Raw genomic sequence first — 13750 nt, forward strand, 5'->3', positions numbered from 1 at the left:
GTCACCGACAGGGCCGGCGGGTGATCAACATACAGGTGTCCGGTGACCGCCCCGACGGCACGGTCCGGGCCCGGGCCGGGACGGTCTCCGTGGTTCGCCGGCAACCGGCCGCGGCCCGGGGCGGCAAGCACCGCGCACCGCGATTCTCGGCCATGACCCGCCCCGCACCGGTTGGGCGGGGAGCACGGACGGGAAGGCTGCGCGTGACCGCTTCGTCGTGGTGAGGAGTGCCGTGGTGCGCAGGGGTGCGGGTACGACTGCTCAGAAGGGCCATCCGTTCGGTCGCCTGCCCGGTGGCGGGCTGGCCGACGTGCTGTGGGACTGGTCGAAGTCCGGCACCCGGAACGCGGTGCGCAACCGGCTGTTACGGCGGCTGCCCGGGGTCGGTTCGGCGTCGGCGTACCGGTTCGGGCTGGTGGAGCGGCCGCACTACGCCTACGGCGTGCGCCGGGCCACCGAGCTGGCCGCGCGACTGGGGCACCGGGGTGTCACGGTGATCGAGTTCGGGGTGGCCGGGGGCAACGGGCTGCTGGCCCTCGCCGAGCACGCCCGGCACTACGCCGCCGCCACCGGTGTGGCGGTGCGGGTGGTCGGCTTCGACGGCGGTGCGGGCATGCCCCCCGCCAAGGACCCCCGGGACCTGCCCTACCTGTTCGCCCCCGGCTTCTACGCCATGGACCACGACCGGCTGCGGGCCCGCCTGGGCACGTCCGAGCTGATGATCGGCGACCTCGCCCGGACCCTGCCCGACTACCTCGCCACCCGCGCGGACGTGCTGCGCGATCACCCGGTCGGCTTCGTCTCCCTCGACCTGGACTACTGCTCCTCGACGGCGACCGCCCTCGACCTCTTCCGGGGCCCCGAGCACGGGCACCTGCTGCCGCGGGTCACCTGCTATCTCGACGACCTGCCGGGGACCATCGAACAGATCGGCGAGGCCGCCGCGGTCGCCGACTTCAACGCCACCCGTTCCGACCGGGCGATCGGACGGGTCCTGGGCCTGCGCGCGTTCACGCCGTTCGACCCGCCGTGGGCCGACCAGATCTACGTCCACCATCGCATGGACCACCCGGACTACGCCCGCCTGGAGGTCGGCGCCACCGGCGACCAGCTCCCCCTGGCGCCGGCCCCGCGACCACGCGGGCGCTGAGACGTCCCGCACGGGCGCGCAAGGACCGCACGGTCGGTGCGACCCGGCACCCACCACGCCGCCGCCCGCGGCCACGCGGGCGGCGATCGCCCGGTCCGCCGGGTGTCACTCGGGCGGGCGAGATCCGCCCCCTTGGGCAGGGGCCCACCCACGGGTCTAGCATCGGTCATATGGCAGAGCGAGAATTCGCGCTCACCGCGCCGCAGCTCGTCCTCGAGACCGACGACCACTCGCAGGTGATGAGCCCGGGCCGCAGCTACGCCGTAGGCCGCGACCCCACCAGCGATGTCGTGTTCTCGGACCCGAGGGTTTCCTGGCACCACGCCGTCCTGCACGTCGGAGACGGCCACTGGATGCTCGACGACACCGGCTCCACCAACGGCACATTCTGCAAGGGCCACCGCGTCCAGCACCTGGATGTCGGCCCCGGGTACACGCTCCGCTTCGGCAACGCCGCCGACGGCCCCTGCTGCACCCTGAGCGCCCTGCACAAGTCGACCCAGCTCAGGGAGCAGCCGTCCGGGCTGACCGCCATCACCGGCCTGGACCGGCCGCCGACCAGCGTCCGGCGACTGCCCGCCAAGGTGATCCGGATCGGCCGGGCGCACGACAACGACCTGGTGCTCGGAGACCTGTCCGTCTCCCGCCACCACGCCGAACTGCGCGCCCACACCGACGGCCGGTACGAGATCGCCGACCTGGAGAGCCACAACGGCACCTACCTCAACGGCCTGCCGGTCCGGCAGGCCCTGGTCGGCCCCGGTGACATCGTCGGGATCGGCCACTCGGCGTTCTGCCTGGTCGGCGACCAGTTGCAGGAGTTCGTCGACACCGGCGACATCGACCTCGACGTCGAGGGCCTCACCGTCGAGGTCACCGAGGGCCGCGTCCTGCTCGACCAGGTCACCTTCCCGGTCGGCCAGCACTGTCTGCTCGCCGTCGCGGGCCCGAGCGGCGCCGGAAAGTCCACCCTGCTCAACGCCCTCACCGGGCTGCGCCCCGCCGACCGGGGCACCGTCCGGTACGACGGCCGCGATCTCTACCACGACTACGCGGAGCTGCGCCACCGCATCGGCCTCGTGCCGCAGGAGGACATCCTGCACACCCAGCTGGGCGTCCGCCGGGCCCTCGGCTACGCCGCCGAGCTGCGCTTCCCCGACGACACCGTCCCCGCCGAACGAGCCGCCCGGGTCGAGGAGGTGATCACCGAACTCGGTCTGACCCAACGCGCCGACCAGGTGATCTCCACGCTCTCCGGCGGCCAGCGCAAACGGGTCAGCGTCGCCCTCGAACTGCTCACCAAGCCCTCCCTGCTCTTCCTCGACGAGCCCACCAGCGGCCTCGACCCGGGCATGGACCGCTCCGTGATGCAGATGCTCCGCAACCTCGCCGACGACGGGCACACCGTCATCGTGGTCACCCACAGCGTGCTCAGCCTCGACCTGTGCGACCGCCTGCTGCTGCTCGCCCCCGGCGGGCGGCTCGCCTGGTACGGGCCGCCCGACGAGACCCTCGACCACTTCGGGTTCGGCCGCTGGTCCGAGGCCTTCGAAGCGTTCGAGAACGAGACCGACCGCGACTGGGCGGGCCAGTACCGTGCGTCCCCGCCGTACCAGCGCTACATCGCCGGCGCGACCGCCCGCCCCGCCCCGCCCGGCCCCGCGGCCCCGGCGGCCGAGATCCCGCCGCCCCGGCCCAAGCCGAAGCCGCGCCGCTGGCGCAAACAGGTCTCCACCCTCGTCCGGCGCTACGCCACGGCGCTCTCCGCCGACCGCACCTTCCTCGCCGTGATGATCGCCTTGCCGTTCGTCATGGGCGCCTTGACCCGGGCCCTGGCCGGCAGCCGCCTCGACGACTCCACCGCCCTCAACACGCTGCTCATCCTCTGCGTCAGCGCCGTGCTGATCGGCGCCGCCAACGCGGTGCGCGAACTCGTCAAGGAACGCAGCATCTACCAACGCGAGAGAGCCGTCGGCCTGTCCAGATCCGCGTACCTCTGCTCCAAGATCGTGGTGCTCGGCACCGTCACCGTCGTCCAGTCCGTGGTCCTCACCATGGTCGCCCTGGTCGGTGTGCAACTCGGACCACCGGGCACCAAGGGCATCTTCATGCCACCGCTGTTCGAGATCACCCTCGCCGTCGCGCTGCTCTCGGTGACCGCGATGATGCAGGGTCTCGTGATCTCCGCGCTGGTGAAGAAGGAGGAGGTGACCATGCCGCTGCTGGTCCTGCTCGCCATCATCCAGGTGGTGTTCTGCGGCGCGCTGCTGCAGCTGGACCACGCGCCGGTGCTCAACCAGCTCTCCTGGCTGGTCCCCTCCCGCTGGGCCTTCGGCGCGATGGTCGCCACCATGGACCTCGGCGGCGTCTTCCCCGACACCTTCACCGACGACCCGATCTTCGCCCACCAGGCCGGCACCTGGCTGATCGACATGGGCATGATGGTCGTTCTCTCGGTGGCCTGCGGACTCCTGGTCGCCCGGCTGCTCCGCCGCCACGAACCCGTCATCATGCGCGGGTAGCGGCCGACCGGACCGCACCGGGGAGGGCGGCGGCGACGAGCCCGCGCTGGGCCTGCGGGTTCCGGACGGCGTCGAAGGGTGCGTCCTCCCGCTTGAGGACGAGGAACCCGTGCACGCGGTCACCGGGTTCGTGGGCGTAGAGGACGGCCGCCCGGCCGGGCGCGTTCCGGATGACCTCTTCGTGAGCGAGGCGACACCGGGGAACAAGTAACCCGCCGGTAGCTTTGGCGGCTCAGGCATTCGCGGCCGTGGTGACGTGTTCATCTTGTTCGCGCAGCCTGCGCAGGACGGTGGCGGGCCCATGCGCGGATCGCAGAAGAGGACGGTCCAGTCGTCGCCTCAGTGTCCGTCGCGGACCACCGCCAACCCGCCGACCCGGGTCGTGATGCCCTCCGGTCCGCGCCGGGCCGAAGCGAGCACGCTGGCCGGTCGGCCGAGGGTGTCGCCCTGCTCCACCTCGATCGCGACCGTCTGCGCCCCTGCCGTGTCGAGCAGGTGGGCGGCCAGGCAGCCGGTGCTGTTGGCGTTGGCGACGTCCTCGCCGACACCGATCGCCGGCGCGAACATCCGCGCCGCACCCGGTCGGCCACCCGCCGGCGGTACGTATACGAAACAGCCGAGGAGCCCGTACCGCCGGCACGCCGCTGCCAGCCTGCCGAGGTGTGGGTGGACCCGGAACAGGGCCGACCGGTCGTGGACCGCTACCAGCATGCGTGGTGCGCCGGGTGCGGCGATCCGTGGCGCGTCGGTCGGATGCAGGTCGTCCGCGGTGAGCCCGAGCGCGGCGACGATCGCGGCGCGCTCGTCCGGTGCCGGGTGGCGCAGCGCGACGAGGCCCTGGTCGAACCACACCTCGATGCCGGCGGGGCGGCGGATCGCGACGGTGCCGAACGTGCGCCCGCCGGTGTGTTGGCGGTCGTTCAGCTCGCCCAGCGCGGTGCGGGTCAACCGGACGGCCTGCGCGGCAACGGTGCCGTGGCCGCAGCCGGACAGTTCGGCGGTGGCGGTGAAGAACCGGACCGGCCAGCCACCGTCCGGCGTCCGCCCCGGGCCGAGGAGCGCCGCGTGCGAGGTGCCGGCCGCAGCAGCGACCGCACGCCGGTCCGCGTCCGTCGCCGCCGGGTCGTCGTCGGTGACGGACGTGGGGCTACCGCCCCGGCCGTCGCGCCGCACGCACGCATCAACCACCGTGACATTCGGCCAGGACATCGGCCCACCTTTGACGCTCAACGAGCCGGCAACCGCGAACGGCGTCCGCCGACAGCCGGACCTGGCCGCAACGGCCGACCGAACGCGTCCCGGAGCGTACCGACCTGCCTCAGCCGGTGCCGTCCTGCACCGGATAGTGGATGACGATCGCACCGCCGGTGGCGTAGTTGACGACATCGGCGGCCACCCGCCGGCCTTGCGGCGACGCCCGCGCCGCGGCCAAGGCGGCGGCGTCGGCGAAGTCGCCTTCGAAGACCGCGAAATACTGCGCTTCTCCCTTGGTCGCCACCACGTCGAAGCTGTAGCGCCACGCAAGCAGGCCGGGCCAATTCATGACCAGTGGAAGGTGGTTGGTCACGTAGTAGTCGCGGAAGTGGTCAGGGTCGGCGGGCTTGGGATACAGGACCACCAACTTATGCATGACGACCTCCGCCCAGAGGCGAGACCGCAACACTCCGGGTGACCTGGGAGTTCCTGCCAAGAACTGCCGCCGACCTCGCCAGGTGCGGAGCGTCGGGATCCGGGTGAGGACGGAGGTGGTTTCGAGGAGCGCGTGGGAGTCGGTGGGCTGCGGTCAGTTGAATCGCCATATGCGCAGGTTAGGACTTGATGTGCGGTCGAGGGAAAGACCGGTACGGGATAGGCTCAGAACGGATCGTTATCAATCGGCAGGGAGGGCACGTGGCACCGGATACGGTGAGCCTGCGGTACTTCCTGGTGCTGGCGCAGGAGTTGAACTTCACCCGCGCGGCCGCACGGATCGGTGTCGCACAGCCCGCGCTCAGCGCCCGGATGCGCCGATTGGAGGCGGAACTCGGTACGGCTCTGCTGGTCCGCAACACGCGTAGCGTCGTATTGACCACGGCCGGTGCGGCTTTGGCGGAGTCCGCGCCGCCCGCGCTGGCGGCGCTGGACCGGGCATGGGACACCGCCCGGAGCGCGGCGGCCGGTGAACTGGGCACGCTGCGCATCGGATACAGCCTCAGCGCCGGGGCCGAGACGGCACCGGCCCTGGTGGACAGGCTGGTTCGCGGCAACAGCGGACTCGAGGTCGGCGCGGTCCCGATGGCGACACCGGAGATCTCCCCCGCGGTCGCCGACGGCCGCATCGATGCCGGGATCACCCGCGGTGAACAACCGGGCCGTGGCGTGCGCCGGTACCTGCTGCGGCGTGCGCGCATCGGGGTCCAGCTGGCGCAGCACCATCCGCTGGCCGAGCACCCGGAGATCGAGATCGCCGACGCGGCCGCGTATCCGCTGCGGCTCCCGGACCGTGCGGCCAACCCCGTGATCCACGATCAGCTGTCCGCACTGTTCCGAGACATCCGACCACACCCCCGATTCCACACGCCCGCAGTCTCTTTCGACATGTCTCAGCGCGACCTGCGTGACGGGGTCACCCTCGCCCCGGCCGGAGAAGCCGCGGCCACGGCACAACCGGCCGGTCTCACCTGGCGACCGCTGCGGGGCGCGCCCAGCCTGACGTTCCACCTGGTCCTCCCACGCGAGCAGTCGCCACTACACCGCCGCATCCGTGCCGTCGCCGAAGCCCTGGCGCACGAGCTGCACTGGCTGCCGGACTGACGCGCAAGAGGTCGAGCGAGACGGACGTCTGCGGTGGCGAGGCCGAAGACCTTGTGCCGGGCGGCCGTGGTGACGGCGAACTCGTGTTCGGTCAGCGCGAATCGGGCCACCGCTTCGACCTCGCGCACCACGGTCACCGGATTGTGCGGGCGCCCGGTGTTCCACAGGACCTCGCCGACAGGCGGCCTCGTCGAGGACGGGCCGCGAAGAGGGCCTTCTCCGCGGCATGATTCCGGATCCCGTGCGCGAGATGTTCCCGGCCGGACGGGAGCGGGCGTTCCCACACCACCCACCAACCCTCCAGCCTTCAACCTTCACTGACGATTCGTCACCGACTCCCCGACAAAACAGTTCGAGTACGATCAAAGTATCGAGAGGGCACCGCCGGTAGCACGCCGGGCGGACATATGGGGGTTCACCGATCGGAAGATACGTACTCACCACCCATGAACCGCTGGTCCCCACGACGGCAGGATCAGCGGCGCGGTCGGACGCCGACCAGTTCCGGCAGTCTCCCGAAACGAAGGAAGAGCGATGGCAGACGGTTACCAGGCGGGTGGGGGCTCGGCAGATCCGTACGCCACGTTCTTCCCCGACCTGATCGAGGCGGTGCTGCGCAGGCAGGGCGCGCAGGGCTGGTCCGTCACCCCGGAGGACTTCTGGTGCCACGTCCGCCCGGGCGATGCCGGCGCGGGCCGTAGGCAGGGCTGGAAGCTCCACGTGTCGGCCACCCCGCTCTCCGCGCCGATGGTGCTGACCCGCGCCGCCGAGGTGCTCGTCGCCGCCCGGGCCGCGTTCAAGTTCGCCGGCACACCCGGCCGTCTGACGGAGCTCGTCTCCGACCGCTACGACCGGGGAAGCGGCGGGAAGTTCATCACCGTCTACCCGGCGGACGACGACCACTTCCGGCAGCTGGCCGAGGAGTTGGACCGGGCCACCGCGCCCCTGCCGGGGCCGGGGATCCTCTCCGACCGCCAGTACCGGCCGGGCAGCCTGGTGCACTACCGCTACGGCGCCTTCCGGGGCTTCCCCCGGCTCACCAACGACGGCTCGGCCGAGCCCATGCTGCAGGCTCCCGACGGGAGCTTCGTCCGTGACCGGCGGGCGGCCGGTTTCAGCCCGCCCGCCTGGGCCGTCTCCCCGCTGCCGCCGCCCGAGGAGCCCCCGCCCGCACCCGGGACGAGCGTCCTGCTGAACGACCGCTACGTCGTGCACAAGGCCATCCGACACGCCTACAAGGGCGGCGTCTTCCTCGGCACCGACCAGCGGACCGGACGGGAGGTCGTCATCAAGGAGGCCCGCCGGCACGTCGGGGCCACCCTCAGAGGCACCGACGCGGGCGACCGGCTCGACCACGAGGCGCAGATGCACACGCTGCTCGCACCGCTCGGCCTCTCTCCGAAGGTGTTGGGCGTCTTCGGCCAGGGTGGCAACCGCTACCTCGCGGAGGAGCGCATCGCCGGGCAGACGCTGCGCTCCTGGGTGGTCGAGCGGCTCCGCCCCGATCGGGCCCCGGTGCTGGAGCTCGCCACGCAACTGGTGACCACCGTCGGAGCCGTCCACGAACTCGGCCTCGTACTGGGGGACTTCAGCCCGAACAACGTGATGGTCACGCCGGCCGGCGAGATCCGCCTGATCGACCTGGAGACCATCGCCCGCCCCGGCGAGCCCGTCCTGCGCGTCCACACTCCGGGATTCTGCGCCCCCGAGGTGGTCGACGGCACCCCGAGCGGCCTGGCCCCCGCCCTGGACTCCGACCTCTACAGCCTCGGCGCCGTGCTGTTCCACCTGCTCACCGGCGCCGAACCCGGGCTCGCCCCGGACCGCGGGGCGACGCGCAGCCGTCACGATCGCCACGCCGCCCTGCTGGCCGCCGCCCTCGCCGACCGCCCGGAGCTCGCCGCCTTCCAGCCGCTCGTGCTGGGGCTCATGGCGGAGAGCCGGCACGACCGGTGGAGCCTGGACACGGTCCGCGAGACGCTCGCCGAGCTGCTCGCCGCCGTCCCCTCGGACGCGCCCCCCGCCGACGGGAGCGTCCCCTCCGGCGAGAGCGCCGGGAACGTCCTGGACGACCGGACGGTGGAGCGGCTGCTCTCCGACGGGTTGACCCACCTGATGGACACCATGACCCCGCTGGACCCGGTACGGCTCTGGCCCGCCGACCCCACCGCCGAGCGGACCGATCCGCTGAACGTGCAGCACGGTGCGGCCGGCGTCCTGTCCGTCCTCACCGCGGCCGCCGCACACCGGACGGACCCCCGGCTGCGGGCGACGGTCGCCGAGGCCGCGCAGTGGATCGCCACCCGGGCCGAAGCGGGCGGGCAGCAGCTGCCCGGGTTGCACTTCGGCCGCTCCGGCACCGCCTGGGCCCTGCTGGATGCCGCCCGGCTGCTCGACGACGACGGCCTCGCCGCTCACGCGGCCCGGCTGGCCCGCGAGGTGCCGGTGCGCTGGCCCAACCCCGACGTGTGCCACGGCGTGGCCGGCGCCGGTCTGACCCAGCTCCACTTCTGGCACGAGACCGGCGACAAGGAGTTCCGGGAGCGCGCGACAGCCGCCGCCGAACACCTGCTGACCACCGCCGCGAAGGGCCGGTCCGGGGTGGTGTGGCCCGTCCCCGCCGACTTCGACTCCGAGCTCGCCGGGATCACCCATCTCGGCTTCGCCCACGGCGTCGCCGGCGTCGGCACCTTCCTGCTGCTCGCCGGTCTCGCCGCGGAGCGGGAGGACTTCGTCCACGCCGCCCGGGCGGCCGCCGAGACCCTGCTCGCCACCACACGCGTCCGGGACGGCGGCGCGGGCTGGCCCGTCGAGGACCGCAGCGCCGACGCCCCCGTCCACGCGCCCCACTGGTGCAGCGGCGCCTCCGGCATCGGCACCTTCCTGATCCGCCTCTGGCAGGCCACCGGGGATCCCCGCTACCGCGAGTGCGCCGAACAGGCCGCGACCGAGGTGTACCGCTGGCGGTGGCTGAGTTCGTCGGCCGCCTGCCACGGCCTCGCCGGAAACGCCGAGTACCTGCTCGACCTCGCCGAAGCCCTGGACGACCCCCACCACCGGCGCCGCGCCGAGGAACTCCTCGCCTGCGCCCACGCCCGGCACGTCACCCACGACGGGCTGCTCCTGATCCCCGACGACACCCTCACCAGGGTGGGCGTCGGCTACAACACCGGACTCGGCGGGCCGCTCGGCCTGCTGGTGCGGCTCCGGCACGGCGGGCCACGCCTCTGGCTGCCCGCCCCCGACCCGGCCGGAAGGAGGTGACCACCATGACCAACGACGTCAACGCCCTGCAGCTGCTGGACAGCGAGGAGCAGACCACCACGGACTACGTCTGCTTCCCGTTCAGCATCTTCACGTGCGGCAACTGGAGCTACGGCGACATCTAGCAGATCCACCCGACCAGACCTCACCCGACGAAAGGAAGTCCCATGACCAACGACGTCAACGCCCTGCAGCTGCTGGACAGCGAGGAGCAGAGCACCACGGAGTACATCTGTTTCCCGTTCAGCATCTTCACGTGCGGCAACTGGAGCATCGACGACATGTGAGCCCGACGGGGAAGACGCGAGCACGATCCGATGTGACCGTCCTGCCGGTGCCGGAGACCGGCGACTGCGGCGTGGCCCACACGGACACGTGATCGCGGAACGCCCTACGACCGGCGCGGGCGACCGAGACCCTCTCGGCACCCGCGCCGGTCGCCCGTCTGCCGACCGCCGTCCGCAAGGCCGGTCGGTCCCCGGCGACCGCTCCTCTCCTCTCCTGGCGGGGTGACGGAACCGAGGGGCCGACTGCACCCGACCGGGGTGCCCCGGGTGGTCCGAGGACGGTCCGTCGTAAGGTCCGCCGAGGCAGGCGCTCTTCGAATCCGGCTCTGACCGGATCTGCGTGAAAGCTGCTGACCGGCAGCCCACCCTCGATCTGTCGGGTGCGTCGGAGAAGATGCGGCTGTGAACGACGTCGAGCTTTTGATCAACCGAGTCTTGGCTGCTTCAGCAGCGAGTGACCTGCTCCAGCCCCCGGTTTCCACCACAGAGTTGGCCGAAGCCGAGCGAAAGCTGGGTGGAAACGATCCTGCATTCACGCCGTTGACCTGTGTCTTTCCCGAAGCTCCGGTCAGAGCCTCGAATCCCCCCGCCCGGTGCTCACCGGGTGGCCAGCCCGCCCTCTCGGCCGCCTGACGGCGGCATCAGGTGGTGATGGTGGCGACGGCATCGACCCCGTAGGTGCGGGCGTAGCCGTTCTCGGTGCCGACGAGGAGTTCGACGACGTCGAAGTAGCGGTCCCAGAAGGGGGTTTCACGCAGCGCGTCGACGAGGCGCTGGTAGGCGTGGTGGTCCCGGGCCTCCCACACCCAGACATCGGTGACGCGCGCGGAGTAGAACTCCGTGTCGTAGAAGCGGGACCGGACGCCCGTGACCTGGCCCTCGATCGCGGGGACGACCTGGGTGGTGAAGGCCTCCACCCGCTCCCCGGGGGTCATCGCGAGCCATTCGGGGGTGGTCTTGACGAGCATGAACGCCGTCACGGGCGCTTCGGTTTCCTGAGTGGGCACGGCAGATCCCTTGGAGAATAGGAGTGTGACGGTGCGGTGGGCACCGGGGGTGCGGCGGTTCGTGGTGGGTGTCAGGGGTGGAGGGCGGGCATGAGGGTCTCGGCGCACCACCGCTCGAAGGTGGTGCGGGAGGCGGCGTCCGGGGTGCGCGTGATGCCGGCGTCCAGGCCGTCGTCCTTGGCCTGCTTCATGTCGACGATGCCCTGGACGAACGCCTCGTTGAGGCCGTAGCCGACGAGGGTGTCGCGCAGGTCGTGGGGCTTCTGGCGCTCGTAGCGGACGGGACGGCCCAGCTGCTCGCCGATGATGCGGGCGAGGTCGTCCGGGGATAGGTCCTCGGGACCGACGACCGGGACGTCGGCCGTGCCGGTCCAGGAGCGGTCCAGCAGCAGCCGGGCGGCGACTGCGGCGATGTCGGCGACTGCGACCATGGGGGCCTTGCGGTCGGCGGCGACGACATCGGTGAAGACGCCGTTCTCGCGGATCGAGCCGGCCTCCTCCAGGAGGTTCTCGAAGAAGGAGGGACTGGCCAGGGCCCGGTAGGCCGCACCGGTGCCCGCGATGAGGTCGTCCATGGCGAGGGAGGCGGTGACGAGCCCGGCGCGGCCGGCGACCGCGGTTCCGCGGCCGAGGGCGGAGACGCCGACGACGTGGCCGACGCCGTGGGCGGCGAGCGCGTTCGCGGCGGGGAGGGTGAAGCCGGAGTAGGCGTCGTGCGGGGCCAGGGAGGCGTCCGGGGGGACGAGCCAGAAGACGGCGTCCGCACCCTCGAAGGCCCGGTCGACGACCTCGGCGGTGCCGTGCGAGCCGCTGACGACCTCGACGCGCTCGCGCACCGCGTCGGGAAGCCGGGCGGGGTCGCGCACGATCACCCGCAGTTCCTCGCCCCGGACCGGGGCGGACCGCAGGAGCAGGGGCAGCAGGTGGCGGCCGATGTTCCCGGTGGGAGCAGTGATGACGATCATGAAAACCTCGTGGGTCGTGCCGGTGGGGTACGACCTCATCCTGCTGAGGACCGAGGTGTTGCCACAATGGGAACTTCAGCAACGGATCATTGCCTGGAACGGAATTACTCTGGTGAACAGCCCGGACCCCGTCATCGACGCCAATCTCGCCGTCGCGCTGGACGCCCTGCTGACCGAGCAGAGCGTGACCCGCGCCGCCGAGCGCCTGCACACCTCCCCCGCCGCCATGAGCCGCACCCTCGCCCGCCTGCGCCGCATCCTCCAGGACCCGCTCCTGGTCCGGGCCGGACAGGCCATGGTCCCCACCCCCCGCGCCCAGGCCCTGCGCGACGAAGCCGCCACGGTGGTGCGCAGTCTCGGAGCACTGCTCTCCCCCGGCACCGGCGTCGACCCCGGCTCGCTGCGCAGCACCTTCACCCTTCAGGCCGCCGACCTGGTCGGCGCGGCACTCGCCCCCGGACTGCTGCGACTCGCCCGGCAGGAGGCCCCCGGGGTCTCGTTGCGCTTCAGGGCCGAGGACCTGGAGGCGGGACCGGCCCTGCGCGAGGGCCGGATCGATCTGGAGATCGGATCCATCGACCACGTCGACCCCGAGACCCAGGTCGAGGAACTGGTCACCCTGCGCATGGTGCTGGCCGTCCGCCCCGGCCATCCCCTCACCGGGGACGCCCTGACCCCGGAGCGGCTCGCCGCCGCCGAGCACGTCGCGGTCAGCCGACGCGGCCGGTTCACCGGGCCCCTCGACACCGCCCTGGCCGAGCGGAACCTCCGCCGGCGGGTCGCCGTCGTCCTCCCCAGCCACCTGGCCGCGATGACCCTCGCCGCCCGCAGCGACATCGTCTGCCTCGTCCCCGCCACCGCCCCCGACGCCGCACCCTCTCCTCTCACCGAGACCGCCACCGCCCTCGGGCTCCAACTCCTCGACGTCCCCCTGCCGCTGCCACCGCTGACCATCGGCATGGCCTGGCACCCCCGCCACGCCGCCGACGGCTCCCACCGCTGGCTCCGCGACGCCGTCCGCCGGACCGTTCGCACGACCGACGGGACGAACGCCTGACGGACCCTCGGGGGCCGGATCCCCGGGGCCCGCGGAACGGTCAGGCGGCGCGGCAGAGCACTCCGGGACCGGCCGGCGCCGAGGTGCGGGCCATGGTCACCGGAACGGGAACGGGATGGGGAAGGGAACGAGCGGTGCGGACGGCGGCCGCGGCCTGCGAGCGGTTCCGCGCGAAGACGACGAGGCGCAGCACCGCGAACCGGGCGACACCGGCGAGTGCGGAGGCGGACAGGTAGACGACCTGTTCGAGCACCGCACCGGGCGCTGCCACCAACTGCTGCAGGGCGAACATCGCCGCACAGGTGACGGCGTAGGCGGCCGCCGCGGATCCGGCCGACTGCGCGTGCTGGCGCCAGGTGGCGCGCCCGCCGGCGCCGAAGGTGAAGCGTGCGTGCAGTTCGGTGGCGAGGAGCGTGGAGAGCACGGTGATCAGGGCGTTGGCCAGGACCCAGGGAATCCGGGAGGCGAGGGCCGTCACGGCGAAGCTGGAGGCGAGCCCGACCCCTCCGCCGCAGAGCACGAAGCGGGCGAAGGCGGCGAAGGCACCGGGTGCCGCCTGCTGCTGGCTCTGTGCTGTCCCCATGATCCGACCCCTTAGATGGCTCACCCCGGCGAAACGCGCGCCCATCGGTCCACGGGGCCGAGGAGCGCGCCATTCATGGTGCCATGATGGCACATCCATGGTGCCATGGCGAGCCATATGTG

12 protein-coding genes are annotated in these 13750 nt (G+C 72.2%); 7 read left to right on the top strand and 5 right to left on the bottom strand.

Going from position 1 to position 13750, the window contains the following annotated elements; all coding sequences use genetic code 11:
- Positions 1-235: 235 nt before the first annotated feature.
- Positions 236-1150, top strand: coding sequence for a hypothetical protein (locus ACFVYI_RS24095; RefSeq protein ID WP_387888973.1), 915 nt, complete (start codon positions 236-238; stop codon positions 1148-1150).
- A 170-nt stretch (positions 1151-1320) separates the two neighbouring features.
- A complete protein-coding gene (locus ACFVYI_RS24100) occupies positions 1321-3672 on the top strand; it encodes an FHA domain-containing protein (RefSeq protein ID WP_387888975.1) in 2352 nt (783 codons plus the stop codon).
- A 339-nt stretch (positions 3673-4011) separates the two neighbouring features.
- Here the strand turns inward: ACFVYI_RS24100 and ACFVYI_RS24105 are convergent, their stop codons facing one another.
- On the bottom strand, positions 4012-4881 hold the full coding sequence (locus ACFVYI_RS24105) for a PhzF family phenazine biosynthesis protein (protein WP_387888978.1): 870 nt from the start codon (positions 4879-4881) through the stop codon (positions 4012-4014).
- Between the two features lie 109 nt (positions 4882-4990).
- Positions 4991-5302, bottom strand: coding sequence for an EthD family reductase (locus ACFVYI_RS24110; RefSeq protein WP_387888981.1), 312 nt, complete (start codon positions 5300-5302; stop codon positions 4991-4993).
- Positions 5303-5577: 275 nt separating this feature from the next.
- On the opposite strand from ACFVYI_RS24110, the gene ACFVYI_RS24115 reads away from it, so the two are divergent.
- The 4 genes from ACFVYI_RS24115 to ACFVYI_RS24130 all read left to right on the top strand — a co-directional run bounded on the left by ACFVYI_RS24115 (position 5578) and on the right by ACFVYI_RS24130 (position 10016).
- Positions 5578-6465: a LysR family transcriptional regulator gene (locus ACFVYI_RS24115; protein WP_387889096.1), complete on the top strand. Its 888-nt coding sequence runs from the start codon at positions 5578-5580 to the stop codon at positions 6463-6465.
- A 534-nt stretch (positions 6466-6999) separates the two neighbouring features.
- Complete coding sequence (lanL, locus tag ACFVYI_RS24120) at positions 7000-9729, top strand: class IV lanthionine synthetase LanL (RefSeq protein ID WP_387888983.1); 2730 nt, start codon at positions 7000-7002, stop codon at positions 9727-9729.
- Positions 9730-9734: 5 nt separating this feature from the next.
- Complete coding sequence (locus ACFVYI_RS24125) at positions 9735-9854, top strand: ALQxL family class IV lanthipeptide (RefSeq protein ID WP_360642026.1); 120 nt, start codon at positions 9735-9737, stop codon at positions 9852-9854.
- A gap of 42 nt (positions 9855-9896) precedes the next feature.
- Positions 9897-10016: an ALQxL family class IV lanthipeptide gene (locus ACFVYI_RS24130; RefSeq protein ID WP_387888986.1), complete on the top strand. Its 120-nt coding sequence runs from the start codon at positions 9897-9899 to the stop codon at positions 10014-10016.
- 641 nt (positions 10017-10657) lie between these two features.
- Here ACFVYI_RS24130 and ACFVYI_RS24135 read toward each other — a convergent pair.
- Both ACFVYI_RS24135 and ACFVYI_RS24140 read right to left on the bottom strand, forming a co-directional pair.
- On the bottom strand, positions 10658-11023 hold the full coding sequence (locus ACFVYI_RS24135) for a darcynin family protein (RefSeq protein WP_387888989.1): 366 nt from the start codon (positions 11021-11023) through the stop codon (positions 10658-10660).
- Positions 11024-11094: 71 nt separating this feature from the next.
- Positions 11095-11988 carry an NAD(P)H-binding protein gene (locus tag ACFVYI_RS24140; protein ID WP_387888991.1) on the bottom strand — a complete coding sequence of 298 codons (894 nt, stop codon included), beginning with the start codon at positions 11986-11988 and terminating at the stop codon, positions 11095-11097.
- Between the two features lie 112 nt (positions 11989-12100).
- Here ACFVYI_RS24140 and ACFVYI_RS24145 point away from each other — a divergent pair, with 112 nt between their 5' ends.
- Complete coding sequence (locus ACFVYI_RS24145; protein ID WP_387889098.1) at positions 12101-13045, top strand: LysR family transcriptional regulator; 945 nt, start codon at positions 12101-12103, stop codon at positions 13043-13045.
- 40 nt (positions 13046-13085) lie between these two features.
- Here ACFVYI_RS24145 and ACFVYI_RS24150 read toward each other — a convergent pair whose 3' ends face one another.
- Positions 13086-13628 carry a hypothetical protein gene (locus ACFVYI_RS24150; protein WP_387888994.1) on the bottom strand — a complete coding sequence of 181 codons (543 nt, stop codon included), beginning with the start codon at positions 13626-13628 and terminating at the stop codon, positions 13086-13088.
- Positions 13629-13750 lie beyond the last annotated feature (122 nt).

The organism is Kitasatospora sp. NPDC058218, from assembly GCF_042882445.1.
Classification (GTDB): Bacteria; Actinomycetota; Actinomycetes; order Streptomycetales; family Streptomycetaceae; genus Kitasatospora.